The organism is Marivivens donghaensis, assembly GCF_011806565.1.
GTDB classification, from domain to species: Bacteria; Pseudomonadota; Alphaproteobacteria; order Rhodobacterales; family Rhodobacteraceae; genus Marivivens; species Marivivens donghaensis_A.
Genome location: NZ_JAATOP010000014.1, coordinates 16,831 through 43,248, shown reverse-complemented (window position 1 = coordinate 43,248; position 26,418 = coordinate 16,831). Strand labels below are relative to the sequence as shown.

General features: G+C 61.5%; 17 protein-coding genes. 8 read left to right on the top strand and 9 right to left on the bottom strand.

What is annotated here, in order from left to right; genetic code table 11:
• Window positions 1-100: 100 nt before the first annotated feature.
• Window positions 101-3,538 (top strand): CheR family methyltransferase, encoded by a 3,438-nt coding sequence (locus tag HCZ30_RS15480; protein ID WP_167639217.1) that lies wholly within the window; start codon window positions 101-103, stop codon window positions 3,536-3,538.
• 2 nt (window positions 3,539-3,540) lie between these two features.
• On the top strand, window positions 3,541-3,939 hold the full coding sequence (locus HCZ30_RS15475) for a response regulator (protein WP_167639216.1): 399 nt from the start codon (window positions 3,541-3,543) through the stop codon (window positions 3,937-3,939).
• Here HCZ30_RS15475 and HCZ30_RS15470 read toward each other — a convergent pair.
• Together HCZ30_RS15470 and HCZ30_RS15465 are read right to left on the bottom strand one after the other, a co-directional pair.
• On the bottom strand, window positions 3,909-4,793 hold the full coding sequence (locus tag HCZ30_RS15470) for a TolB family protein (RefSeq protein ID WP_167639215.1): 885 nt from the start codon (window positions 4,791-4,793) through the stop codon (window positions 3,909-3,911). The two genes, HCZ30_RS15475 and HCZ30_RS15470, sit on opposite strands and share 31 nt — an antisense overlap.
• A gap of 60 nt (window positions 4,794-4,853) precedes the next feature.
• Window positions 4,854-6,023 carry a calcium-binding protein gene (locus HCZ30_RS15465; RefSeq protein WP_167639214.1) on the bottom strand — a complete coding sequence of 390 codons (1,170 nt, stop codon included), beginning with the start codon at window positions 6,021-6,023 and terminating at the stop codon, window positions 4,854-4,856.
• Window positions 6,024-6,233: 210 nt separating this feature from the next.
• Between HCZ30_RS15465 and HCZ30_RS15460 the strand changes: the two genes are divergently transcribed.
• Window positions 6,234-6,446, top strand: coding sequence for a DUF1127 domain-containing protein (locus HCZ30_RS15460; RefSeq protein WP_167639213.1), 213 nt, complete (start codon window positions 6,234-6,236; stop codon window positions 6,444-6,446).
• Window positions 6,447-6,598: 152 nt separating this feature from the next.
• Here HCZ30_RS15460 and HCZ30_RS15455 read toward each other — a convergent pair whose 3' ends face one another.
• The 7 genes from HCZ30_RS15455 to HCZ30_RS15425 all read right to left on the bottom strand — a co-directional run bounded on the left by HCZ30_RS15455 (window position 6,599) and on the right by HCZ30_RS15425 (window position 15,194).
• A complete protein-coding gene (locus HCZ30_RS15455) occupies window positions 6,599-8,920 on the bottom strand; it encodes a Tex family protein (protein ID WP_167639212.1) in 2,322 nt (773 codons plus the stop codon).
• A gap of 60 nt (window positions 8,921-8,980) precedes the next feature.
• Window positions 8,981-9,829, bottom strand: a complete 849-nt coding sequence (gene nadC / locus HCZ30_RS15450; RefSeq protein WP_175581062.1) for a carboxylating nicotinate-nucleotide diphosphorylase — start codon at window positions 9,827-9,829, stop codon at window positions 8,981-8,983.
• A gap of 5 nt (window positions 9,830-9,834) precedes the next feature.
• Complete coding sequence (locus HCZ30_RS15445) at window positions 9,835-11,397, bottom strand: L-aspartate oxidase (protein WP_348640406.1); 1,563 nt, start codon at window positions 11,395-11,397, stop codon at window positions 9,835-9,837.
• Window positions 11,398-11,407: 10 nt separating this feature from the next.
• Window positions 11,408-12,460 carry a quinolinate synthase NadA gene (nadA, locus tag HCZ30_RS15440; protein ID WP_167639210.1) on the bottom strand — a complete coding sequence of 351 codons (1,053 nt, stop codon included), beginning with the start codon at window positions 12,458-12,460 and terminating at the stop codon, window positions 11,408-11,410.
• A 742-nt stretch (window positions 12,461-13,202) separates the two neighbouring features.
• Window positions 13,203-13,652 carry an RpiB/LacA/LacB family sugar-phosphate isomerase gene (locus HCZ30_RS15435; protein ID WP_167639209.1) on the bottom strand — a complete coding sequence of 150 codons (450 nt, stop codon included), beginning with the start codon at window positions 13,650-13,652 and terminating at the stop codon, window positions 13,203-13,205.
• Between the two features lie 15 nt (window positions 13,653-13,667).
• Window positions 13,668-14,429 (bottom strand): triose-phosphate isomerase, encoded by a 762-nt coding sequence (locus tag HCZ30_RS15430; protein WP_167639208.1) that lies wholly within the window; start codon window positions 14,427-14,429, stop codon window positions 13,668-13,670.
• A 3-nt stretch (window positions 14,430-14,432) separates the two neighbouring features.
• Window positions 14,433-15,194 (bottom strand): DeoR/GlpR family DNA-binding transcription regulator, encoded by a 762-nt coding sequence (locus HCZ30_RS15425; protein ID WP_167639207.1) that lies wholly within the window; start codon window positions 15,192-15,194, stop codon window positions 14,433-14,435.
• Window positions 15,195-15,351: 157 nt separating this feature from the next.
• Here HCZ30_RS15425 and tkt point away from each other — a divergent pair, with 157 nt between their 5' ends.
• The 5 genes from tkt to HCZ30_RS15400 all read left to right on the top strand — a co-directional run bounded on the left by tkt (window position 15,352) and on the right by HCZ30_RS15400 (window position 26,393).
• Window positions 15,352-17,361, top strand: a complete 2,010-nt coding sequence (gene tkt / locus HCZ30_RS15420; RefSeq protein WP_167639206.1) for a transketolase — start codon at window positions 15,352-15,354, stop codon at window positions 17,359-17,361.
• Window positions 17,362-17,372: 11 nt separating this feature from the next.
• The gene (gene fsa, locus HCZ30_RS15415) at window positions 17,373-18,026 is read left to right on the top strand and encodes a fructose-6-phosphate aldolase (protein WP_167639205.1); all 654 of its coding nucleotides are present in this window, start codon (window positions 17,373-17,375) and stop codon (window positions 18,024-18,026) included.
• 374 nt (window positions 18,027-18,400) lie between these two features.
• The gene (locus HCZ30_RS15410; protein ID WP_167639204.1) at window positions 18,401-20,425 is read left to right on the top strand and encodes a hypothetical protein; all 2,025 of its coding nucleotides are present in this window, start codon (window positions 18,401-18,403) and stop codon (window positions 20,423-20,425) included.
• Entirely contained in the window at window positions 20,422-23,775 is a 3,354-nt protein-coding gene (locus tag HCZ30_RS15405) for a DUF6603 domain-containing protein (protein WP_167639203.1), read from the top strand. The genes HCZ30_RS15410 and HCZ30_RS15405 overlap by 4 nt, the downstream gene beginning before the upstream one ends.
• Complete coding sequence (locus HCZ30_RS15400; protein WP_167639202.1) at window positions 23,772-26,393, top strand: hypothetical protein; 2,622 nt, start codon at window positions 23,772-23,774, stop codon at window positions 26,391-26,393. The genes HCZ30_RS15405 and HCZ30_RS15400 overlap by 4 nt, the downstream gene beginning before the upstream one ends.
• Window positions 26,394-26,418: the final 25 nt, after the last annotated feature.

The window sequence follows — 26,418 nt, the reverse complement described above, 5'->3', positions numbered from 1 at the left end:
CGCCGCGACCTCATAGGTTGTGGAGCGGGCGTTTGACTTTCTTTAGTGCTGGCTCCAAGGTTCAGTGACAACGCAATGACGATCAGTGTGTGAGGGTATCGTGGACCACGACAGAAAAGGTGATCCAGATCAGATCGTCCAACCGATGTTCGACTTCCCAATTGTCGGGGTCGGCGCCTCCGCAGGCGGGCTGGAAGCGATGTCGACAGTCTTTGCCACCGCAGAGGCGGACGCAGGCATGGCCTATGTCGTCATCCAGCACCTCGATCCCCATCACAAATCATTACTGACCGAGCTTCTGAGCCGCGTCACCGACCTGCCCGTCCAGCAGATCGAAGAGGGCGATCTGGTCGAGCGCGACAATGTCTACATCGCCCCACCGGGGTTCATGATCGAACTTCGCGACGGACGCCTGCACCTTGTCCCATTGGAAGAACCGCGCGGCGTGCGCCGCCCCATCGACGAATTCATGCGCTCGCTGGCGCAGGCGCAGGGCGAAATGGGCTGCGGCGTGATCCTGTCGGGCACGGGCACCGATGGCTCGCTGGGTCTGCGCACGATCCGATCTACGGGCGGGCTGTGCATCGCGCAGGACCCCTCCACCGCGAAATATGACGGGATGCCGAATGCGGCGATTTCCACGGGTCAGCTTGACCTGATCCTGCCGCCCGACCGTATGCTGCCGGAAATCTCGCGCTTCTTCACACAGAGCAAAGATCGCTGGATCATCGGCCAATCGCGCGAGCTTTATAATCGCCTGCCGATCATCTGCGAGCTGATCAACGAAAAGACCGGCCTCGATTTTACGGGTTACAAGTCCCCGACACTTCTGCGCCGTATCGCCCGCCGAATGCAAATCCTTCACCTGAGCAAAGTTGAAGACTACGTGGACCGTTTGCGCCAAGTAGACGACGAAGCGGAAGCCCTCATCGAAGAACTGCTGATCAACGTGACCGCGTTTTTCCGCGACCCCGAGTATTTCGAGAAGCTGCGGACCGAGGTCATCGAACCGATGGTCAAGGATCCCGCTTCCCAGAACGAAATCCGCGTCTGGGTCCCCGGATGTTCGAGCGGTCAGGAACCCTACACCATCGCGATGCTGCTGAACGAGGCCGCGCGGGAATACAAATACCGTGGCCGCATTCAGGTGTTCGCCACCGACATCGACCGCGCGATGATCGAAATTGCCCGCGAAGGCCGCTACAGTGCCGCCGCCATCGGTGATCTGCCTGAACGGTTCCGCGACAGTTTCATCATCGGGAATACGGGCTCTTTCCAGATCGCGCCGCGTATCCGCGATATGGTCCGGTTCTCCGTGCATTCGCTGATCAAGGACCCGCCGTTCAGCAAGCTCGACCTGATCAGCTGCCGTAACCTGCTGATTTATATGGAAAGCGACTTGCAGGATAAGGTCATCCCGCTATTCCACTATGCGCTTCGCCCCGACGGCTATCTGTTCCTCGGGCCGTCCGAAGGCATCTCCAAAAAGACCGAGCTGTTCCGCGCGTTGAACCAGAAGGCGCGCATCTTCAAACGGGTCGGCCACAACTCTCCGCTGAGCAGTGGCGTCCCGCTGACGCTTTTCTCTGCGACGAGCCGCGAGGCGAAGAAGGACAAGGCACAGCGCAACGCCGGCCGTTTCGAGCATTTCGACAGCCCGAACCTCACCGCGATCCGCGAAGCCTTTGCGCCCCCGTTTGTCATCGTGGACAAGGACGGGCACATTCACGAAAGCTCCGGCGAATTGTCGGTCTACCTGCAATCCGTCCACGGCGAGAGCAAGCAGCTGATCGGCATCCTCGCCCGCCCCGGTCTGGCCGAGGTCGTCGGCGAGGTGATCGAAACCACCATCGCCCGCGGCGAAGGCATCGCGATGGAGGGGATCGAGGTCACATCGCCCTTTGGTGTCCAGAAGATCACGCTCTATTCGCGCATGACCGCCGATCATAACGTTGCGCTGGTGTTCATCGACGACGGCCAGTTCAAGGCGCAATACTCCAGCAAATTCGTGCAGCGCACCCCCGAGGACAGCCGCTCTGCCCGTCTTGAAAACGATCTGAGCAAGCTGCGGTACGAACTGCGCATCACGGTCGAAGAGCTAGAGACCGCGAACGAGGAGCTGAAAAGCTCCAACGAAGAAATGATGTCGATGAACGAGGAACTCCAGTCCGCGAACGAGGAACTGGAGACCGCTAACGAAGAGCTGAAGACGAAGCTCGACGAAATCGCCATCGCGAATGACGACCTCGACAACATCCTGCGCTCCACCCAGCTTGGTATCGTGGTGTTGGATCAGGACGCCCGCGTGCGCGTGTTCACCAACGCCGCCACCGCCGCTTTCCGCCTGCAAGCCGGCGACGTGGGCCGCCAGCTGACCGATGTGCGTTCGCTGATCGACAAGGTCGATATCAAGAGCGTCATCGACCGCGCCATCAACGAGAAAAAGTCCTACGTCCAGATCGTCCGGCTCGAAAACGAGGCGCGCTATTTCATGATGCGCTGCCTGCCCTACAAGAGCACCAGCCACCTCGACAGCGGCGGCGCTGTGATCGTTCTGAACGACGTTTCCGAACTGAAACTGCTCGAAGCCTCGCTCGGGCTGAAGTCCGAACGCCTTGCCTTTGCGCTGTCGGGCGCGAAGATCGGTGTTTGGGAATATGCGCCCGAGACTCAGGAATTCATCTCGGACGAACGTCTGCTCGATCTGTTCGACGTCCAGCTGTCGGACTCGCACGACATGGAAGCGTTCTTCGACAAGGTTCTGACCGAGGACCTTGCTGAACTCCGGTCGAAGTTCGAAAAGACCGTGACCGCCGGACTGCCGTTCGAACACCAGTTCCGCGTCCGGACACAGCGCGGGGAAACGCGCTGGATCAAGGGCCTTGGCCGACGCTTCGACAGCGAAGAAGGCCCGCGCCTGATCGGTGTGAACTACGACATCACGGCCCAGCAGGAAGCCTCGATCCGTCAGGACCTGCTGGTGCGCGAGATGAACCACCGCGTGAAGAACCTGTTCGCTGTGATCTCTGCCCTGACGACGATCACCGACATGGAAAGCGAGACGAAGCCGGAGCTTGTCTCTACGCTGAAAGAACGCATCGCGGGGCTTGGCCGTGCTTACGAGCTGACGCAGAACAACCGCGATCTGCGGATGGTGAGCCTGCGCAGCCTTCTGGTGAACATGTTCCGTCCCGTCACGACGGACAACAACGTCATCCTGCCCGACAGCGACCTGCCGCTGCCGACTGCCACGCTGACGCCGCTTGGTCTGATCCTGCACGAACTGCTGACCAATGCGATCAAGTACGGCTCTCTGGCCCAGCCCCACGGCTATCTGGAGATCGACTACTCGCGCGAAGGCAAGCTTCTGACCCTCAACTGGTCCGAGCACGGCGCCAAGGTCGACGGCGAGCCGGACAAGTCGGGCTTCGGCTCGCGGCTCATCACGCAGAGCCTTCGTCAGCTCGGTGGTGATATAGAATTTGACTGGAAGCCAGACGGGCTAAATATCAGACTCACGATCACTATAAGGGACTGATCATGCCCAATTTTTCGCGCGACCTGGATGTTCTGATCCTCGAGGACGAGGCGCTCATCAGCTTTGACCTCGAGTTGCTGATTTCGTCCTGCGGCGCCAAGTCGGTGGTCTGCGCCTTTGACATCGAACAGGCCCGCGAAGCGCTCGCGCAGCAGACATTCGACATCGCCGTGCTGGACCTCAACCTTCCGGACGGCGAGTCCACGGTACTCGTGCCGGACCTGCGCAAGACAAACACCGCGATCGTGTTCCACAGCGGCCACGCCGAACGCGCGGACCTGATGGAGCGCTATCCCTACGCCGAATTCACCGCGAAACCCGCCGCCGTGCAGACCTTCAAATCAGCCTTCGTCACCGCGCTCGCCAAAGCTCAGGGCGCGCTTCCGACCGCCGAAGGGTAACGCACGTAGGCGAAACGGCGGCTGTCAGGGGCCCAGCTATTGACGTTGATCGTCCCCTGCCCGCCGTTGAAGCTGTCGAGCAAACGGTCGTTCGTGCCGTCGATATCCATCAACCTGATCTGCACGTCCTTGTCCGCAGGGTGCCCGAGCGTGCCCGCCGGATAGCTGATATAGCTGACCTTCGTGCCATCGGGCGAGACGTGCGGAAACCAGTTCACCCGCTCCCCACCGGTCATCTGCACGACGTTCCCGCCGTCGCGGTCCATGCGGTAGATCTGGGCATGTCCGGCGACCCGTTCGGGCGCTTCGCCGTTGTACCAAACATGCTTACCATCCGGTGAGAATTCTGGACCGTCGACGGGATAGGCTCCATCGGTGAGCTGAACGTCCTCGGCACCCAGCAGATGGACCCGCGTCACGGGCGGTGAGAACTCCAGCGCCACATAGGCCAGATTTTCGTCCGCACCGACGCCGTGCAGGTAATAGTTCCAGCCGCGATCCTCGGTCACGCGGCGGGGCGCGCCGCCTTCGAACGGAACGGCGTAGATGTGGCCGTCATTCACCGACCCGTAGATCGTTCTGCCATCGACCGAAATGACGTGATCGTTGTTCCAGTCCTGCACGTCGCCCGTGTCGATGCGAAGCGGTCCCTGCGACCCGTCAGCCGCCATCCGCCAAAGCCTGCCGTCGGCGTTGTAGACGATCCACTTCCCGCAGGGCGACCAATTCGGTGCCTCGATCAGCGCGGTGCTGTCGTACAGGATTTCCGTCTCGCCGCTGTCACTATCGATGATGACCAACTCACAAATGAGGTCATCCCGCAGGCGGCGGGTTTTGGCATTGGGTCTGAGCATGATGAGTCCTCCGCCGTCCAGACTGGAGCGGCGCCGAACACGATGCAACTGTTTCGTGTATTAGCCGAAAAGGTCGACCAGATCGTCGAGCGTGATGGTACCGGAGCCGGTTTCGACCATCTCCACGCCCTTGAGCACCACCGTGTAGTGATCGTCCGACACACGGACGGCATTGCCGACTTCTTTGACCTTGACGTCGGTGCCGAAGCTCAGGTCGAACGGCATCAGGTCCACCGTATCGACACCGCCGCCGCCGTTGATCACGGTTTTCGAGGTGTTGCCTTGGAAAATAAACGTATCCGCACCAGCGCCGCCCATGACCTTGCCGACGTTGTAGACTTGAATCTCGTCCTTGCCGCTACCGCCCATGACCTTTGTCACGTTATTGGCGGCAATCTTATCGTTGCCGCTCCCGCCGTTGACCTTGCGCACATAGTCGGCGTCGATCTCGTCGTTGCCGCTGCCGCCCAGAACCACTTTGACATTGCTGGCAAACAACGCGTCGTCGCCCTCGCCGCCGACAGCACGGCTGACATTGTCTGCGGTAATATGGTCGTTGCCACTGCCGCCGATGATGTTCTTGACGTCAAAGCCGCTGAGCGAGTCGTCGCCGTCACCGCCGTCGACCAGCTTGGCGTCGATCGCAAAAACGTTGTCATTGCCGCCACCGCCATAGACCTTTTCGACGTGAGAAGCGTCGATCGAGTCCGCATCCAGACCGCCATCGGCGATTTTTCCGTCGGAGGCGTAGATCATGTCGATCCCATCGCCGCCGTAGACGAACTCCGAAAACCATCCTTCGATGTAGTCGTCGCCTGCGCCGCCATCGACCAGCTCGGCACCTTCGACTTCGAATGAGTCGTTGCCCGCGTCGCCGAAGTACTGGTGGAAACCGGTGCCTTCGAACGTATCGTCGCCGTCGTCACCTTTGAGCACATGAGTAGCCAGCGCGAGATTGCGCGCGCCGCCGCTGCCGCTCGAAATCGTCAGGTAGTCATTGCCCGCACCGCCGCAGAGCGTGTCGCCCTCGGTATCGTCATTGATGGCCAGAAGCAGGTCGTCGCCGTTGCCGCCTTCGAGCAGATCATGGCCCGCGCCCGCGGTGATCACATCGTCATTATCGAGCCCGCACAGCGTATCGTCGCCGATCCCGCCGAACATGATATCCATCTCGGACGAGCCGTGAACGAGACCATTTCCGCTGATATTCTTGTAACCGGTATCGGGCATGACGAACCTAGCGTTGAAGCTTTTCACAAATTTCGGTTCTACTATCCGAACGGATAAAGTCAATATCCCTACGGGTTGAACGCATATTCCCTAGCCGAGAGTGGTATTCACTGCGTGCATAGCGCGTTTGAGGGTTTTGGGGGTACTTTCTGCACCGCAGCATCTCATATCAATGACGTAATGATAGCGCCAACACTGAAAGGAATTTCGATGGCTACCACGTACAACACCGAGATGCAGAACCGTTCGGGCATGTTTGCCGGTCTCGTCAGCGCAGTCCGCGGCTTCGAAGCCCGCCGCTCCGTTTACAACCGCACCCTGATGGAACTGAACGCACTGAACGACCGCGAGCTGGCCGATATCGGCATTCACCGCTCGATGATCGCTCAAGTCGCCAAAGAAGCTGCCCGTCAAACCAACTGACGGTCAGTTTCACCCCTGCCATAAAAGGGCGGCTGTTTGGTGGTGAACACCCTGCCTGGCAAAAGAATACGAGCCACATCCTCTGACATGACCCGATCGCTAGGACGATCAGACACGCTGGTGGACTTTGCCACCAGCGCCGGTGCAGAGGGTTATTTCTTTTTCATCGCATCCATGAGCGCCGCGCCGAACGAGCCGGTGTCCGCCTGACGTCCCTTTTGCGGGGATGCCTTCATCGGACCCTTATTGCCGCCGCCGCGCGGACCTTTGGCCGGACCACGCGCATTGCGGTCCTCTTTCGCGGACGCTCCGCCGTCCTTGCGCATGGTCAGACCGATGCGCTTGCGCGGCACGTCGACCTCGGTCACGCGAACGCGGACGACATCGCCCGCTTTGACGATCTCGTGCGGGTCTTTGACGAAACGGTCGGCCAGTTGGCTGACGTGGACCAGACCGTCCTGATGCACCCCGATATCCACGAACGCGCCAAATGCAGCGACGTTGGTCACCGTGCCTTCCAGCGACATGCCGGGTTTGAGGTCTTTGATATCCTCGACACCATCGGTGAAGGTCGCGGTCTTGAAGGTCGGACGCGGGTCACGGCCCGGCTTTTCGAGTTCCAGCAGAATGTCGCGAACGGTCGGCAGACCGAAGGTGTCGTCCACGAACTGCTCTGCCCGCAGACCGCGCAGGCTGGCGGCATCCCCCATCAGCGAGCGCACGTCGCGACCGCAAGCGGCCACGATCTTGCGTGCCACGCCGTAGGCTTCGGGGTGAACCGAGGACGCGTCCAGCGGCTCGTCGCCTTCGCGGATCCGCAGGAAGCCCGCACACTGTTCGAAGGCTTTCGGGCCAAGGCGGGCGACCTTCAGCAGTTCTTTGCGCGACCGGAACGCACCATTGGCATCGCGGTGCGCCACAATGGATTCCGCCAGCACGGGACCGAGGCCCGACACACGCGCCAGCAGCGGAGCCGATGCCGTGTTCAAATCCACACCCACCGCGTTCACGGCGTCTTCGACCACGGCGCTCAGCGATTTTGCAAGCTTGGATTGGTCAACGTCATGCTGGTACTGGCCCACGCCGATGCTCTTGGGTTCGATCTTCACCAGTTCGGCCAGCGGGTCTTGCAGGCGGCGTGCAATGGACACCGCGCCGCGCAGCGACACGTCGAGGTCGGGGAATTCGCGCGCCGCAAGCTCGGAGGCGGAATAGACCGACGCGCCCGCTTCGCTGACGACCACCTTGGTCGGCGCTTTGAAGCCCTGCGGCAGCAGCTTGATCACATCGGCGGCGAGGCGTTCTGTCTCGCGGCTAGCCGTGCCGTTGCCGATGGCGATGAGGTCGACGTTGTGCTTGCCGATCAGGCGCATCAGCGTTTCGGTCGCGCCGTTGATGTCGTTCTTCGGCTGGAACGGATAGATCGTCGCGGTGTCGACAACCTTGCCCGTCGAGTCCACCACAGCGACCTTCACGCCCGTCCGAATACCTGGATCGAGGCCGAGCGTCGCGCGGTCGCCCGCAGGCGCGGCCAGCAGCAAGTCCTTGAGGTTACGGGCAAACACGTTGATCGCGTCGTCATGCGCCTTGGCCCGCATATCGCCCAGAAGGTCGAGCATCATGGTCATCGACAGCTTCACACGCCACGTCCAGCCCGCGACGGTGCGCAGCCATTTGTCCGCCGCGCCATCGGTCCGCGTGCCAAGCTGCGCCGCGATCATATTCGTTGCACGCTCGGCCCCCGTTTCGGGATCGGGCGCAATGTCGAGCGTCACGATGCCTTCGTTCGCGGCGCGCAGCAGCGCCAGCGCGCGGTGGGACGGGATCGTCGCCCACGCCTCACTGTGGTCGAAGTAGTCGGCGAACTTCGCGCCCTCTGCTTCTTTGCCCGCGATGACCTTGGCAGTGACGATACCGTCCTTCTGCATGAACTGGCGCAGCTCACCCAACAGACCCGCGTTCTCGGCAAGGCTTTCGGCCACGATGTCACGCGCACCGTTCAGCGCGTCTTTGGTGGTCGGCACGGCCTCGGTCACGAAACCGGCGGCAAGCTGTTCGGGATCGGCGGCGCGGTTATCGAGGATCGCCTCCACCAGCGGCCCCAGCCCGTTTTCCCGCGCAATCATCGCTTTGGTGCGGCGCTTGGGTTTGTAGGGCAGGTAGATGTCTTCGAGCTCTGCTTTGGTGCTGGCGCGGGCGAGCGAGACCGACAAATCGTCGGTCATTTTGCCCTGCTCGGTGATCGAATTGACGATGGCCGCGCGGCGGGCTTCCATCTCGCGCAGATAGGTCAGGCGATCCGATAGCGTGCGCAGTTGGGTGTCGTCCAGACCGCCCGTGACTTCCTTACGGTAGCGGGCCACGAACGGAACGGTCGCGCCTTCATCCAGCAGTCTGACCGCAGCCTCGACCTGTTCGGGACGGGCGGAAATGTCGGTGGCAATCGTGCGGTTGATGCGGACGGCTGTATCCAAAACGGGAACTCCTGAACGGTTGGTCCTCCGTTCTAGCCCCGCACTATCCGCCCCGCAACGTCAGAAATCGAGACCGAGATCCAGCGTCATCGCCGAATGCGTCAGCGCACCCGAAGAGATGTAATCGACGCCCGTGGCGGACACTTCGGCAATGCGGTCCAGCTTCATATTGCCCGACGCTTCGAGCACAACGCGGCCCTCGGTCATCTTCACCGCCTCGATCAGCGTCGGCGTGTCCATGTTGTCAAGCAGCACGTTATCAGCGCCGTCGACCTCAAGCACTTCGGCCAGTTGCTCCAGCGTATCGACCTCGATTTCGACCTTCACCATATGGCTCGCGACGGCTTTGGTCGCGTCCAGCACGGCGCGGATACCGCCCGCAGCGGCGATGTGGTTGTCCTTGATCAGGATCGCGTCCGAGAGGCTGAAACGATGGTTGAAACCGCCGCCATGAAGCACGGCCAGCTTCTCAACGGTCCGCAGACCGGGAGTGGTTTTGCGTGTGCAGGTGATGCGCGTTTTCGTGCCGGCGGTCTGGGCGACAAATTGCGCAGTCAGCGAGGCGATGCCCGACAGACGACCCGCAAAGTTCAGCGCAACGCGCTCGCCCATCAGGATCGACGAGGCCGCGCCTTCGATCGTCATCAGCGTCTGGCCCTTGGTCACGGCAGAACCGTCACCCACCAGCGTGTCGATTTTCAGCGACGGATCAACGAGGTGGAACGCGATACGGGCGATCTGCATACCCGACACGACGCCTTCGTCGCGGGCATTGAGCTTGGCCTGATAGGTCACGCCGGCGGGGATCACGGCGCGGGTCGTGATGTCGCCGAAGGTGCCCATGTCCTCGGTCAGGGCATTGCGAACGAGCGGCTCAAGCACCAGATCGGGCAGCGCGGCGTAGGTCATGGGGGTCACTCCTTGGCGTAGCGGGCGCGGATTTCGAGCGCCTCGGCCAGCGTAATTTCAGTGCGGTGGGCCTGTTCGGGATCGGCCTCGGGGAAATCGGTGCGGAAATGGCCGCCGCGGGATTCCTCGCGCAGCAGCGCCGCCGCGGTAATCAGCGTCGCGGTCGCGGTCATGTTGCCGAAAGTGCGCGATTGCGCTTCCAGCTTTTCCAGACGGGCGATCTCGGCCAGCGCGGTTTGCAGCCCCGCAGCATTGCGCAAAACGCCCACATTGTCGGTCATCGTTTTGCGCAGCGCGACCATGCTTTCGGGTGCAAAGGCGTCGGTGCCGCCGTCCGTGAACTCCAGTTCGACCTCTGCCGCATCGACTAGAGGCACCTGAGCCGTGATGTCCTGCGCGCATTGGCGGGCGAACACGAGAGCCTCCAGCAGGCCGTTCGACGCCAGACGGTTCGCACCGTGCAAACCGGTCGAGGCAGCCTCGCCGCAAACCCAGAGCGACGCCATGCTAGTGCGGCCCTGATCGTCCGCGTCGATACCGCCCATATGATAATGTGCGGCGCAGGCGACGGGGATCGCTTCGGTCACGGGGTCAATGCCGTTGCGCGCGCAGGCGTTGGCGACCACGGGGAATTTCGTCAGGATTTCAGCGCCCAGAACCTCGCGGGTATCGAGGCACGGACGGCGGCCCGCTTGGGTTTCGGCAAAGATACCGCGCGCCACGATATCGCGCGGCGCAAGCTCGGCCCGCGGGTCAATCGCCAGCATGAACCGTTCGCCATCCGCGTTAATCAGTTTGGCCCCTTCACCGCGCAGCGCCTCGGTCGCGAGCGGCGCGGGGTCTTCGCCCACGTCCATCGCGGTCGGGTGGAACTGCACGAACTCGGGATCACCGACGAGAGCGCCAGCGCGGGCGGCAAGGCCGACGACCTGACCACGGATGCGCGGCGGGTTCGTCGTCACCGAAAACAGACCGCCCGACCCGCCACCGGCGAGCAGCACGGCAGGGCAACGGATCAGAACCGCTTCGGTCTCGCGGTCGGAGGCTTTGACGTAGACGCCTTTGACCACGCCGTCTTCGACCTCGAGGCCCGTCGCCAGCGTGTTGGTGCAAACCTGAACCGAAGGCGTTTCGCGCACGACCTCGATCAGCGTTTCCATGATTTTCGCGCCCGCCTGATCGCCCTTCACCCGCACGACGCGGGGTTTGGAGTGGGCTGCCTCAAGGCTCAGCACGTAGCCGCCTTCGGGGCCGCGATCGAAGGGTGTGCCCTTGTCCGTGAGGTTCAGAATGTGTTCGCGCGCGTGGGAGGTCACCATCTCCGCGATTTCGATGTCGACTGTGCCTGCGCCGGCCAGAACGGTGTCGCGGGCGTGAGCCGCTGCGCTGTCGTCTGCCGACATGGCGGCCGCAACGCCGCCCTGCGCCCAAGCCGAGGATGCACCCTGCCCCAACGTCTCCGGCGAGATCATCAATACGGGACGCGGCGCAAGTTCGAGGGCCGCATAGAGCGCGCCCAATCCTGCGCCGACGATGACAATCCGGCCGGTTTCGATGGTGTGGGTCACATTTGTATCCTCAGAGACCGAGCTGCTTGCTCATGTCGATCATACGCTCGACCGCTTGGCGGGCCTTGCCTGCAACAGCTTCGTCCACCTCGACGGGGGTCTGGCCGGTGTGCAGCGTCCACAGGACTTTCTCCAGCGTGATCATCTTCATGTAGGGGCACATGTTGCACGGGCCGACGAAATCGACTTCGGGCAGCGAGTCCGCGATGTTCGACGCCATCGAGCATTCGGTGACCAGCATCGCGCGCTCGGGCTTTTCGTCGTTCACATACTTGATGATGCCGCTGGTCGAGCCCGAGTAATCGGCTTCGGCCACCACTTCGGGCGGGCACTCGGGGTGCGTGATGATACGGGTGCCGGGGTTCCATTCGCGGAATTCACGGATGTCCTGCGCGGTGTACTGTTCGTGCACGATGCACGAGCCGTTGTACCAGACGACGCGCTTTTGCGGGACCATCTTTGCCACGTTCTGCGCAAGGTACTGGTCCGGCGTCATGATGATCGTGTCACCGTCCAGCGCGGCAACGATCTGCGCGGCGTTCGACGAGGTGCAGCAGATGTCCGAGGCAGCCTTCACTTCGGCGGTGGTGTTCACATAGGTGACGACCGGCGCGCCGGGGTACTGGCGGCGCATCTCTTCGATATCGGCGGCGGTGATCGCATCGGCCAGCGAACAGCCTGCGTCCATGTCGGGCATCAGAACGATTTTGGCGGGGTTCAGGATTTTCGACGTCTCGGCCATGAAGTGAACGCCGCACTGAACGATAATGTCGGCTTCGACGCGGGTGGCCTCGATCGCAAGCTGGAGGCTGTCACCCACCACATCCGCAACGCCGTGATAGATCTGCGGCGTCATGTAGTTGTGCGCGAGAATGACCGCGTTCTTCTCTTTCTTGAGCTTGTTGATCGCGGCGACGTAGGGCGCGTAACGGGCCCAGTCGATCGGATTGACCACGCGGTCCATCTTGGCAAACGTGTCCGACATCGCCTCTGCCAGCTCGGGGTTCGGCGCGAGGTCGTAATGCTGGGCCAGCTCTTCACGAATGTTGGTCAAGTCGAGCACGGCGTTCCCCCTTAAAATCCGCGTTGCGAGCGTCTTTTTTCACTCAGATGCCGCCTGATCAAGCTGCTTTAGGGCAATTTATGACGTTTTTATTAACGACACTCATACCTGAAGAGGCATTGGCTTATGTCAGCTAGACCGAAGGGTGCGCGATTCAATCGCTTACGTTGAAAATCGGGCAAAGTTGCACACGAGTGCACAGAATGCCGGTTGCGACCCGCCGACGGACTACGACCAAAGTCGGTTATTGACAGCCAAGCCCCTTGTTTTGTTTGGCAAAACAGCTCTGCCTTAATTTCGCCACAATGACGCTAGGTAAGGAGTTCGCCACTTGCGGGAAAGTAGCCTTTCGGATAGGTTGGCCTCACACACAGCATGGTAGCTGGTTGTTTGTTGAATGGTTTGTGAGTGAGTTACTGGGATTGTCCGTATTGCGGGACACCCCATTGGCCCTTTTGTGTGTACCTTCAGCTATTTAGCGCGTGTGGCGACCAACGGATTCGTTGATTGAGGGCGTACGCTTCGGGTTATTTTATCCGACGCGTGCGCCCATTTTCTTTCCAATCCGGGAACTCACATTCCTACCTATGGTAGAAATAAGGCACGTTCTCACTAATGGAATTAGAAACCGCTTCATAGTTCCGCCACAATTGAGAATTTAGTCTAACAAAGCTCCCAGTACATAAAAAGCGGCCCGCACGTCGGGGAACGCACGAGCCGCGGCCAATCCCGAAGGACCGGCTTACTTGTTGTACTTGGCGTCAACGTCGTTAATCGCTTGAACGTTGCTGGCGGAGGCGCCTGCGTCGTCAAAGGACTTCGACAGGAACTCGTCGGCGATGGTCTTGGCGACTTCGGCACCGATCACGCGCGCACCCATGGTGATGATCTGCGCGTTGTTCGAAGTTGCGGCCTTGCCAGCCGAATAGGTGTCGTGGGTCAGCGCGGCGCGGATGCCCGGAACCTTGTTGGCGGCGATACAGACACCGATGCCGGTGCCGCAGACCAGAATGGCCTTTTCATAGGTGCCGCCAGCGACGCCCGATGCAACGGTGTCCGACAGGTTGGCGTAGAACTCTGCGTTCACTTCCGCCATGTCGAGGAAGGTGACCTCGTGCTTGTCCGAAAGGTAGTCGGCCAGAACCTTGGCCAGACCTGCACCTGCGCTATCGCCTGCTACTGCGAGTTTCATGGATCTCTCCGTTCGTTAGATTGCGGCCGAACACTTGGCCAGGATGTCGAGGTAGCCGTTCACGTTCCACGCGGAACGACCGATGAATAGACCGTCGATGTGCGGGCACTGGATCAGTTCCTCGCAGTTCTCCGGATTGACCGAGCCGCCATAGAGGCACGGCACCTTGCGGCCGAGCACTTCTTCGGCGACCGCGATGATCTCTGCCTGACGGGCGTCGGCGTATTCGCTCGACGCCGGAATGCCGTTGACGCCGATGGCCCAGACAGGCTCGTAGGCGAGCAGGATCTCGGCCGACTTCTGTTCGTCCGACAGCTTGCCGAGCGCGCCGCGCACTTCTTCGGCCAGCACCTCGGCAGCACGTCCGCTTTCGCGCTGTTCGAGCGTCTCGCCCAGACAGATCAGCGGGATCATTCCATGACGTACGGCAGCTTCGGTCTTGAGGCCAACAGTCTCGTCGGTTTCGCCGAAAAACTCGCGGCGTTCCGAGTGACCCAGTTCCACGATGTCGAGGTTGCAGTCTTTGAGCATCAGCGGCGACACCTCACCGGTCCACGCACCCGCGTCGTCCCAGTGCATGTTCTGCGCGCCGACCTTGACCGAGGTGTCGGCCAGCATCTGCTTCACTTCGCGCACCGCGGTGAAGGGCGGAATGACGAAACGCTGGATGCGGTCGTCACGGGCGGCATCGGCAGCGGCCAGACCTTCGGCGAACTCTTTCGCTTCGGCGAGGGTCTTGTTCATCTTCCAGCTGGTACCAATCCAGAAATCAGCCATGGGTCATTCCTTTACATTCATAATCTTGATCCCCTGATCGCGCAGCGGGTCGGCCACGTCGGGGGACAGTCTGTCGGTTACGATGGTGTCGAATTCGCTCAGGTCCGCGAGCTGGTGCAGCGCGGTGCGCCCGAATTTCTTGGCGTCGGCCAGCAGAACGCGCTGCGCGCCTGCCTTGATCATCGCCTGCTTACAGCGCGTGACGCTTTCATCCATGTGATAGGCCATCCCGCCCGAAATCGCGGGGGAGGACAGGAACGCGATGTCCGCCTTGAGGCGCGACAGCGACTGTTCGGTCACGAGGCCGAAGAAGCCGTTGAATTTGCGACTATATATACCGCCCAGTGCGATGAGCGTGATGCCCTGCACTTCGGTCAGTACCTGAATGGCGGCGAGGTTGTTCGTAATCACCGTCAGCGGGCGGATCTGCGCCAGCATTTCGGCCATGATTCCAGCGGTCGTGCCGTCGTTAATCAGCACGGTCATACCGGGCTCGACCAGCTCCGCCGCCTTGGCGGCCACACCGCGTTTGGCATCGGTGTTTTGCAGCGCGCGGTAACGGTAATCGGCTTCGAACTGCGTAGACGTCTCGATCGAGGCACCGCCGCGCACCTTGCGCAGAAGGCCCGCCGCTTCAAGCTCGTCCAGATCGCGGTGGATCGTCATTTTCGACACGCCGAACCGCGCCGACAGATCGTCGAGCGTGACAGAACCGGCCTGCACCAGCAGGTCCAGAATGTTCTGGCGGCGATCTTCTAGCTTCATGACGTCTCCTCTCCGACAGGCGGTAACGCACCATCGGCCCTTGATGTGGAAAATAACAGAGCAAATCACAAAATCAATCGTGTTTTGTGATTTTGTTATTTTTGATTGTGATTTTTCACATCTTCTTCTAAGCAATGGCGCAACAGGAGGACTTTTCATGCCCAAAGATTCGTTCATCGCAGCCAAGTCGGCTGCCGATCCCCTCAATTTTGCTCTCGCCAACTGCATCCGCGCGCTGTCGATCGACGCCGTGAATGCCGCGAACTCGGGCCACCCCGGTGCGCCGATGGGTATGGCCGACGCAGCCACCGTTCTGTTCCGCAAGCACCTGAAGTTTGACGCGTCGAACCCCGATTGGGCGGACCGCGACCGCTTTGTTCTGTCGAACGGCCACGCGTCGATGCTGCTCTATTCGCTTCTGCACCTGACCGGTTACGAAGACATGACGATCGAGCAGGTCAAAAACTTCCGTCAGTGGGGCGCGATCACCGCAGGTCACCCCGAATACGGTCACGCCAAAGGCATCGAGACCACCACCGGCCCGCTGGGTCAGGGCATCGCGACCGCTGTCGGCATGGCGATGGCTGAAAAGCTCGCCGCGTCGGAGTTCGACGGCCTCGTCGATCACCACACCTATGTCATGCTGGGCGACGGCTGCCTTCAGGAAGGCATCGGTCAGGAAGCCATCAGCCTCGCCGGTCACCTCGGCCTTGGTAAGCTGGTTGTTCTCTACGATGACAACAGCATCACCATCGACGGCCCGACCTCGGTGTCGTTCTCCGAAGACATCCCTGCCCGCTTTGCCGCTTGCGGCTGGCACGTCCAGTCCTGCGACGGCCACGATGCAGAGGAACTCGACGCTGCACTGACCGCTGCCAAGGCAGAAACCGCCAAGCCGTCGCTCATCGCGATGAAGACGATCATCGGCTTCGGCTCGCCCAACAAGGCAGGCACTTCTGGCGTTCACGGCTCGCCGCTCGGCGACGACGAAGGCGCGGCTGCCAAGGCTGCGCTGGGTTGGGACGCGGCTCCGTTCGAAATTCCGGCAGAACTGGCACTGGAATGGCACGCCATCGGCTCGCGCGGCGCTGACGCCCGCAAGGAATGGGAAGCCAAGCTCGACGCCCACCCGCAGAAGCAGGCCTTCATCGACCGTATGTCGGGCAAGCTGCCCGCAGGTTATGACGCGGCCTTCAAGGACGCTCTGGCGAAACTCGCCGCGGAACCGGCCAAGGTCGCGACCCGCAAAGCCAGCCAGATGGCGCTCGAAGCGCTGACCCCCGCCGTTCCGGCTATGGTCGGCGGCTCGGCTGACCTCACCGGCTCGAACCTGACCCGCGTGAAGGCTGTCGACACCCAGTACACCCGCGAAACTCCTGGCCGCTACATCGGCTACGGCGTGCGCGAATTCGGCATGGCGGCTGCGATGAACGGCCTCGCCCTGCACGGCGGTTTCATCCCCTACGGCGGCACATTCCTCGTGTTCTCGGACTACTCGCGCAATGCGATCCGTCTGTCGGCGCTCATGGGTATCCAGACCATCCACGTCATGACCCACGACTCCATCGGTCTGGGCGAAGACGGTCCGACCCACCAGCCGGTCGAGCACATGGCATCGCTCCGCTCGATCCCGAACCTTCTGGTGTTCCGCCCCGCCGATGCGGTCGAAACGCTCGAAGCGTGGGACATCGCGATCCGCACCACCAACAAGCCGTCGCTCATGGCGCTTTCACGTCAGGGTGTGCCCCAGTTGCGTTCGGCCGATGAAGGTGAGAACCTGACGGCCAAGGGCGCCTACGTCATCCGTTCGTTCGGCGAAGGCCGCGACGTGACCCTGATCGCCACCGGCACCGAAGTGTCGCTGGCCGTCGAGGCTGCCGAAGCGCTCGCCGCCGAAGGTTTCGGTGTTGCTGTTGTTTCCATGCCGAGCTGGGAGCTTTTCGAAGACCAGCCGGAAGCCTATAAAGCCGACGTTCTGGGCAACGCGCCGCGCATTGCAATCGAAGCTGCGGGCAAATTTGGCTGGACACGCTACGTCGCATCCGAGAATGACGTCATCGGAATGCCCGGCTTCGGTGCTTCGGCTCCGGCTGAACGCCTTTACGAAGAGTTCGGCATCACGAAAGACGCCATTATCGCCCGCGCCAAGGCGCTCATGGGTAAATAAGGAGAGAAGACATGAAATTTTTTGTCGATACCGCAGTTGTCGAAGACATCAAGGAACTGAACGATTACGGCCTGCTGGATGGTGTGACCACCAACCCGTCGCTGATCGCAAAGTCGGGCCGTGACTTCAAAGAAGTCATCGCTGAAATTTGCTCGTTCGTTGACGGTCCGGTTTCGGCCGAAGTCGCTGCGATGGATTACGACGGTATGGTCGCCGAAGGCGAGCACCTCGCCAAGATCGCCGACAACGTCGTCATCAAGCTGCCGCTGACCCTCGACGGTCTGAAGGCATGCCGCCACTTCACCAACAACGGCATCAAGACCAACGTCACCCTCTGCTTCTCGGCTAACCAGGCTCTGCTGGCTGCCAAAGCAGGCGCGACCTACATCTCGCCGTTCATCGGTCGTCTCGATGACATCAACATCGACGGTATGGAACTGATCCGCGAAATCCGCGAGATCTACGACAACTACGGCTTCGAGACCGAGATCCTCGCAGCGTCGATCCGTACCCCGAACCACGTCAAAGAGTCGGCTCTGGCCGGCGCCGACGTTGCCACCATCCCGCCGAGCGTCATCAAGGGCCTCGCCAAGCACGTCCTGACCGACAAAGGTCTGGAGCAGTTCTCGAAGGACTGGGCAGCAACCGGCCAGACCATCCTCTAAGGATCGGTCCACGATATCCCTCGCGCGTGCACTCTTTCTCTCTCCGTACGCGCGGGGCTAAGACGGCGGCTCTTGGGCCGCCGTTTGCATTTCTGGAACGTTGATTCGTCTGGTGAAGATAAACGTTCTCACAAACCGCCCTCCCCCGCATTTTGGGGGAATACCCCACTACCCTAGGTGACACGGCAACGCTCCGCCCACCAAGGAGCCAGCGTTTTTTCGTTTGCAGATCGCCCTTTACGAGAAATTCCGGCGACCGGCGCGCGCAACTACTGAAATAATTTTCTTGACCGAACTCGCCCCCCTCCGGACCCTGAACGTGTTTCAGGTCCGATTTTTACGAGTTTGTTATGGTGAACCCTGCTGGCAAATTGATGCCCTGGCTCGCGCCGCTTCGCAGCTATATGTACGAGGTCGATGCAATCGCGAAAAAGCGAGTCGACCCTGCGTGGCACGCAAAGCTCCAAGGCAAACTCAAAGAGGTCGGGCGCAAGACCGACGATGCCCAGAAAGCTATCGAACTCTGGCGCCTCATCAATTCAACCATGGAGCACCTCAAGCAGAGCAGCGCGCAGGATTCCAAGACACTTGGCGCACAGATACAAGGCAATCTGCACGAAAGCTTTGAGGTCATTAGAACCCACTACGAGCTCGATGAAAAATTCATGTGCTGCTTCAGTGGCGCTCTTACTGAATTCTACCGCGGCAACACATCCGGACTGAAAGACAAAGTCTGGGCAGCTGGTGGTTGGCTACCTGTTTCGTTTCAGCGGTTGCTGCTGTCGACCGACAACCTGCTGGATGTCTTTGACGCCGCGCCTGCCGTTGAGCGGATGCTATTCCTCACCGAACTGTTCGCGGGCCTCTCTGCCATTCGCGCCCATGCGCCGGAACTCCATAGCCTTGAGGAAGTGCGCAACCTGTCAGCTGGCTCTCTGCTCGATGATCTCCCCAGCACAAGCGCGACGGGCCTGTTCACAGTCGAGCGCCTGACCAAAGTTGCCGAAGATCTACCGATTGAAATTTCCGGCAACGCCTACAGCGCCATAGCGAACAGCACCCAACGAGCCGACATTCTTTGCAACGTATCTGCTTCTGCCGCGCCGCCGACCAATGCGCAGATCGGTGACTTCGTAATGAAGGTCTATCTGTCCTACACGCAAGTTGCGGGACAAATGATTATCGTCAAATCGAGTGTCCCCGAGCAGCATCTCAACAAACTGCTGAAGGTCTATAACGCAGGTGCGGACTTCGTGCAGATGTTCGACGATGTCCGCGCGCTGACCAATGCGTTCAATGCGACGATGGCGAACGACGCCCATCCCATGACCAAGGCGCTCAAGGCGCTGACGCGGAACGCCAACTACATCTTCGACAACCTTCCCCATGTGATCGGCCTGTTTGCAGAGCTCAAGTCACTGGCGACATCGACCAACAAGGCAGACACACTCAAGTCGCTTTTCTCTCTGTCGGGAAAGGTTGCAGAGGTCGCAACTTGGTCTCTCGAAACCACCCAAGCCGCATACAAATCGGCAGGCGTTATCGAAGAATTCGCCGGAGCCACAGCGCTCAAGGTCGCGAAGACCGGCGTCCTCGTGCTGGGGACGGTTGTCGCCATCTTTGAAATCTACGGCGCGGCTACAGGCTACGCCCAAGCAGACATGATGAACGACACCTCGGTCGCTATGGGGCACCTTCTGTCCGGAGCGAGCGCTGCCGGCCTCGCGGTTTTGCCGCTGCTTCAATTGATGGGGCCTGCGCTCGGCATCGGCACTGCAGCCGGCCCGATCGGTCTGATCGCCATCGCGTTGATCGCGATCGGACTGGTTGGCGCCTACCTGATCGGCTTCACCGCCAACCACCCGTTCGCAGGTCTCGTGAACATCAGTTTCTTCGGCAAACAGCCGTCGACCTCCACCACGGTGACCGACGCGCACTATCAGTTCGGCCCCTCAACCAGCGCAGCAGAATATTCCAACAACGATCTTGGCAACCAGATGGTCGCGCTCAAGACCTCGATTTCGCCAATCGCGTTTAATCTGACGACCAACCAAGCTTCCGTCATGATCCAACACACGATGCCTGACCGAGCGCATGGCGGCGGGACCAACGGCAAACCCGCGATGGATGACTATCCAAATTGGACGATCTCGATTTCGGTCATCAATGACACCGGCGCGACGGCTTCATTGCCGAATTTCGCAGATAACAGCGATCATTTCAGAACCACTGGCGGCGGCGCATATCTCCCGCCCAGCCAATCCCTTGCGACGCTTCAGGCGGGGTCCGACGTCGGATTTCCCAACGACTACAAATACTGTGAGTTCAAGTTCAAATCGCCGCCCGATCACCTCGGACGCCGCCTCGTCGCAAACCGCAAAGTGGTGGCCTACCGATGACCCAAGCTGTACCCGCCATTCTCATCCGTGAAATCGAGCGCCTGCTGGAGCCACTTTCGTTCTTGTCGCTGCCGTCGCAGAATCGCATCGTCTACGACTTCACCATCGACAGCACGACGACCGTATCCCTGAACGAACGCGCCGAAGAGCTTCGCGAATTCGTCACTGATTGCGGCATTGAATTGCCCGAACTTCCGACCGAAGCCGTTGCAGAAACTTTCGCGACCGCCGTGTCAGGTCTTCGCACGACAATTGCGACGGCTAAGAGCCAGTTCGACGATCCGAACTTCGACATGGCAGACGTGGAGCAGTTGATCGAAGCCATCGAAGCGGTGAGGACGTTCGTCGCCGCCGTCCAAGATCTGCGGGACGAACTGCCGGACGCAATCGCCTCCCTCCCGTCTCCGGACGAAGTGGCCAAGCTGGTCACCGAGCATCTCATCGCTGTCTACCTGTCGCGCTACTATCCCGCCGTCTGGCAGGTGCTTTGTTTTATCGGGGTCGGGAATGACGCGGCGTTGATTGCGGGGACCACTCGCCAGTTCGATTTTGCGCGGATCGCGGAGGTGATCGGCGATCCGCTAGACGCGGTGCAGGAGACCGTCGGCTTTGGCGAGCAGGATTTCGATGCCGCGCAGCTCGTTGCGGCGGTGGCGTTCCTGCTCGGCGCGATGGGACTGCGGGCGCAGATCATGGAGGCGGCGAACGCCAATCTGCCCGCCAATGTCGAGGCGAACCCCGACGACCTCCTGCTGATCTGGACGATCTTCCAATCTATCAATCCCGCTGCGGCGGCCAAGTTGACGTTGCAAGGCGACATCCAGAACCGGTCGCTCAAGGCGCTGCTGAGCATTAACGGCGAGGGGCAGACCTCGGTCGATCTGGGCAACAACACCGACCTTATTTTCTCTGCCGCGACCGATGCCGTCGACATGATGCAGATGACGATCACGCCGGACGGCATCACGACCGGCGCGGCGGCTCCGCCCGTTGATCTAGGCGTGGAGCTGCAAGGCGACGGCTATGACGAAACCTACAAGTTCGGGCCGCTGTCGATGCACGCCGCGAATTACCGCGCGGGGGTGAAGGTCAAACTCGATCCCGGCAATTTCGACCTGCGGACCGAGGCGAAGCTGGACACGCTCGATTTCACCCTGTCGGCGGCTGACGCGGACGGGTTCATTGCCAGCCTGCTGCCGCCCGAAGGCATCACGACCGGCTTCAAACCGATGGCGGGCTGGTCGACGAAGGACGGGTTCTATCTGTCGATGGGCGCGACGGGCTTTACCGCGCGATACCCCACGGACCTCGGGTTCGGGGACGCGCTGCGGATCGAGGCGATCACGATCTCTGTCCTGCCCGCCGACCCCGCGCCAGGCGGCGGCTTTGGCGTGCGTATCCGCGCCACGCTGGACGCCTCCATGAGCATCGGCCCTGTATCCGGCGCGATCACGGGGATCGGTGTCGAAACGGGCTTTGACCTTGTGCTGTCCGAGGGCCCCAGCTTTGCTGGCGTAAAATTCGTGCCGCCCACAGGCATGGGCGTTTCGGTCGATGCGGGCCCCGTGTCGGGGGGCGGTTTCATCGAATGCCTGCCCGACATCGGCCGCTATCAGGGCGTGCTGAGTTTGCAGGTCGAAGCGATCGGCATCACCGCCTTCGGCATCCTCGACACCCAGATGCCGGATGGCGAGGACGGCTGGTCGCTGATCCTGTTTATGTCGGGGCAGTTCCCCCCCATTGCGCTCGGGTTCGGGTTCAATCTGCTCGGCGTGGGCGGCCTCGTGGGGATCAACCGCGATGTAGACACCGACGCGCTGTTCGATGTGGTCCGCGCGGGGCGTGCGGGTGATCTGCTGTCGCCCGAAAACCCCGCAGAGGACGGGCCGCAGCTACTCCAAGACGCCTCGGCCATTTTTCCCGTCACCCGCGGGCAGTACGTGCTTGGCCCGACGGTCAAGCTCAGCTGGGGCGCGCCGACGATCATCACCGCCGATATCGCGCTGGCCGTCACCCTGCCCGAGCCGCTGCGCATCATCCTCATCGGCAGCATCGGGATGAACCTGCCCAAGCCCGAAGAGCCGATTGCCAGCATCAATATCGACGTCGCGGGCGTGCTCGACCTGACCGCGCAGCGCTTCGATATGGAGGGCTCGATCCACGATTCCGTCATCGCAGGCATGTCCCTGTCGGGCGGTTTTGCAATCCGGTCGTGCTGGGGAACTAGGGCGGAATTCGCGGCCTCTATCGGCGGGTTCCATCCCGATTTCGAGCCGCCCGAAGGTTTCCCGAGCATCGACCGACTGACGCTCGTCGTCGCCAACTCCAGCAATTTCAAACTGATCGCGACGGGCTATTTCGCGCTGACCAGCAACAGCCTCCAGTTCGGCGCGGGGCTGGACCTGAACGCGAAACTCAAAGGCTTCACTGTTCTGGCAGACCTCGGTTTTGACGTGCTGATCATCTTCAGCCCGCTCTACCTTCAGGCCGATGTCCACGCGAGCGCAACGATCAAGCGGGGGCGCGATACGCTCTGCTCCGTCTGGCTGAGCGGTCAGCTCAGCGGTCCGGGACCGTGGCGGGCCAAAGGCAACGCGGGGATCAAGGTGCTGTTCTGGGATGTCGAGGTGCATTTCGACAAGTCCTTCGGCGACACCCAGCAAAGCACCCTGCCCCCCGAAAACGTCTGGGCGGACCATCTGCTCGAACGGCTACGGATGCCGCAATCGTGGGGCGCTGGCAAAACCGAGACGACGCACTTCGTGCTGACGAACTGCACCGACCGCGTCATGCCCGACGCGCCCGTGTCGCTGTCGCAAGACTGCGTACCGCTGGGTCTGAAGCTCGACCACTTCGGCGGCGCGGCGGTCACGGGCGACGACATATTCGATGTGCTGCGGATCAAGGACGAGGACAACGCCGTCCACAACCCCGCCACCAGGAACATCGCCCGCTTTGCGCCTGGTAACTTCAAGACATTGACAGATAACGAAAAACTGTCCTCTCCGTCGTTCGAGGAAATGGAGTCCGGCGCGGTCTTTACCACCACCGTCGATTTCCCGATGGCGGACTCGGTGGTCGTGGATGACAGCGAAGACCTCATCATCATCGACGCGCCCGAACCATCCGGCGCCGACTTTGCCCCCGCTCGCCGCATCCGTCCCGTGGGGACCGCGTCGCTGGCGCGCAACATCGGCCCCGCGCCCAAGGCCAAACCAAAGCGCAAGATCACCATCAGCGACGAAACCTACGTGATGACCGACAGCACGCTGACCATTTCGACAACCAAGCCCGCACCCCGCGCCATCCTCGGCAAAGGTGCGGTCCGCACGACGGAGGTCAGCGCATGAGCGGCCGTTTCTACGCCTACGCCCGCCGCGGCATGCGCACACTTGGCGGTGACCGCGATGCGGTGTCCTTTACGCTCGATGTGAAAAAGGGCGGCTCCACCGAAACCGTGGAGATCGACCTGTCACTGGCCGGTCCGGGTAATGTTTCCGCCCTCCAGCCCACTGCGATCGGCAAAAACTACCCCGTCGCGGGCAGCGTCGATATGCGCGCGGGCGGCCTGCCGTATGTCGAATTCACCGACCCGATGTTGCCGTGGGTGCTGAGCCCGCACGGCTGGAACAACGACATGGGCATCGACCCTTGGATGGCGTTGCTGTGTTTCCCGTCCGACCTGTGCAGCGTCAGTATCGGCGACACCCGCGTGACCGTCAGCGCGGCGGGGCTGGCGACGGCCTCTGTGTCGGGCGGCGCCTTGCTGCCAGAGCCCAACCACGTCCAGATGGGCGCGCATATCCACGATCCCGACGGCAAATCGCTCGACACCGAACCAGGTGAGCGAGCTATCGCCCGCCTCGTCAGCCTGCAACAACTCAAGCCGCGCACCAAGTACACCGCCTGCGTCGTGCCGCTATTCGAGGACGGGCGCCTCGCCGGATTGGGGCAGGAACCGACGGGCCAGACGCTTTATGCGTGGCAGCGCGGCGACGATGCGCTGACCATGCCCGTCTATCATCACTGGACCTTCACCACAGGCGCGGGTCGCGGCGCGGAGGACATGCTGCGCGATCTGACCGCGTTCGATCTGGATGACGATCCGGCAGAGTTCCCGATGTCCGCCAAGTTCCTGTCACCGATCAAGGAACTGGATCAGCAGATGGTCGTCGACCGCACGCTGTTCATCCCTATCCACGACCCGTTTGCGCAGCGTAACCCCGACGAAATGCCCGTGGACATCTTTAACGAAGCGCTCGACGGCGCCCTATCACCGCACTTTTCATCAGAGATGCCGATCCCGTCCTATGGCCGCGCCTATGCGGACGAAGACGACGCGCATTCGTCAGCTTCGACAGAGTGGTTCCAGAGCGTCAACCGCGATTTCGGTCTGCGCAGGCTCGCGGGGGCGGGCACCAATATCGTGCGCAAACGACAGGAAGAAATGGTCGCCTTCATCGGTGAGGACGCAGGCGCGATGAAAGACGCGAACGCCATCATCTCCCGCGCTCACGCGGCCCGCCAGCTCAACGCTCAAACGACCCGTACGCTGGGGAGCGCGTCGATCACATCGCTCGTCGGCTTTGCCGGTCCCGCCGCTGCGCGGACCCGCATCATGGACAATGACGGCAGAAAAACCTCGCTGAAAAAGCGCGTCGAAGGAACCGTTCTCGACGTGGCGCTGTCCTCCGCCGTGGCGCGGCAGGCGGGCAGGCGCGGCCTTACGCCCGAGGATATGCAGACCGGTGCCCAGAACGCTGCTGATGCCTTTGCCGACGCCGATCACGTCGCGGGGGCCGCGATGCCCGACGATCTGGTCGACACGCTCATCAACCAGACAGGCGTCGGCTCTTCCTCGATCGACGTGGAGCAGACGGTCGCCGCATTGCTGGGCCAGCTCCTCGAGCGCAATCCGAATGATCGGCCCAAGGTCAATCCCGCGGACGAGGAAATGCAGGCGTGGGCGCAGGACACTTACGACCGGTCCTTCCTGCCCAAAGACGCACCCAAATTCAAAGACATCGATGACCGCGCGGGCCGCATTCCGGATGGCATCAAACGCGCCCTCGACCCTGCCAACAGCGTTCCGCCCCGCATCGCGCAGCGTATCGGCGGCGCGGGAGAGCTGGACGGCGACAGCCTGCCCCTCCGCCTGATCCACGATCCGGTCTGGCCCGATCCGCTGTTCGAAATGCTGCTCGAGGACTCGCCCGAACTCATCGCCCCCAACCTGCGCGAGATGCCCGAGAACTCGCTCACTGGCGTGTTCTACGATCCCCGCGCGATGGAGGCCGTGATGGTCGGCGCGAACCACGAGCTGCTGCGCGAGTTGCGCTGGCGCGGGATGCCCGTGCCGAACAACGCCTCCCCCATCCGCCGCGCCTTTCCCGCGCCGACGGACGGGAGCCCGCTGAACCCCGATATCGAACCCATCGGCGATTGGGGCGACACCGATTTGGGCGAGCATGGCGAAGCGCCGCAAGTTGGCTTTGTCACCGTCATGCGCACCCCGCTGCTGGAGAAGTTCCCCGATATTCAGGTGATGCTCTGCAAGGCGGTCATGGAAAACGGCCAGCGCACCATCGACCTGACGCGGACGACGCCGGTCTTGCCGATCATGTACGGAAAGCTTTCCCGCGATCTGTCCTACGTCGGCTTCCCCGATCTGGGCGGCGTTTCATTGGATGGCGATCCGGGCTATTTCCTCACCTTCGTCCAGCCGAAAAAGGGGCTGACCTTCGGGCTGAACGCCCCAACCGGCGACGCCCCGCAAACGCCTACGGACCTTAGCAGTTGGAATGCACTGTCGTGGTCGGACCTCAGCGGCGACGACATCGCGCCGAACGCGTTTGACCACAGCCAAGGGCCGGCGGGGCTGGCGTGGGGCAAGGACGGTGCGCGGATGGCGGGCATCCTGCTTGAGCGGCCCGTCGTCGTGGCGATCCACCTCAGCGATATTTTGTAACCAGTTTTTCCAAGCGACTTTCGCA

Bases quoted from the DNA above. Each gene is read 5' to 3' on its own strand.
- HCZ30_RS15465 (WP_167639214.1), bottom strand. From the start codon at position 6,023: ATGCCCGATACCGGTTACAAGAATATCAGCGGAAATGGTCTCGTTCAC.
- HCZ30_RS15475 (WP_167639216.1), top strand. From the start codon at position 3,541: ATGCCCAATTTTTCGCGCGACCTGGATGTTCTGATCCTCGAGGACGAG.
- tkt (WP_167639206.1), top strand. From the start codon at position 15,352: ATGCCCAAAGATTCGTTCATCGCAGCCAAGTCGGCTGCCGATCCCCTC.
- HCZ30_RS15405 (WP_167639203.1), top strand. From the start codon at position 20,422: ATGACCCAAGCTGTACCCGCCATTCTCATCCGTGAAATCGAGCGCCTG.
- HCZ30_RS15460 (WP_167639213.1), top strand. From the start codon at position 6,234: ATGGCTACCACGTACAACACCGAGATGCAGAACCGTTCGGGCATGTTT.
- HCZ30_RS15430 (WP_167639208.1), bottom strand. From the start codon at position 14,429: ATGGCTGATTTCTGGATTGGTACCAGCTGGAAGATGAACAAGACCCTC.
- HCZ30_RS15435 (WP_167639209.1), bottom strand. From the start codon at position 13,652: ATGAAACTCGCAGTAGCAGGCGATAGCGCAGGTGCAGGTCTGGCCAAG.
- HCZ30_RS15400 (WP_167639202.1), top strand. From the start codon at position 23,772: ATGAGCGGCCGTTTCTACGCCTACGCCCGCCGCGGCATGCGCACACTT.
- nadC (WP_175581062.1), bottom strand. From the start codon at position 9,829: ATGACCTACGCCGCGCTGCCCGATCTGGTGCTTGAGCCGCTCGTTCGC.
- HCZ30_RS15410 (WP_167639204.1), top strand. From the start codon at position 18,401: ATGCCCTGGCTCGCGCCGCTTCGCAGCTATATGTACGAGGTCGATGCA.
- HCZ30_RS15425 (WP_167639207.1), bottom strand. From the start codon at position 15,194: ATGAAGCTAGAAGATCGCCGCCAGAACATTCTGGACCTGCTGGTGCAG.
- HCZ30_RS15470 (WP_167639215.1), bottom strand. From the start codon at position 4,793: ATGCTCAGACCCAATGCCAAAACCCGCCGCCTGCGGGATGACCTCATT.
- fsa (WP_167639205.1), top strand. From the start codon at position 17,373: ATGAAATTTTTTGTCGATACCGCAGTTGTCGAAGACATCAAGGAACTG.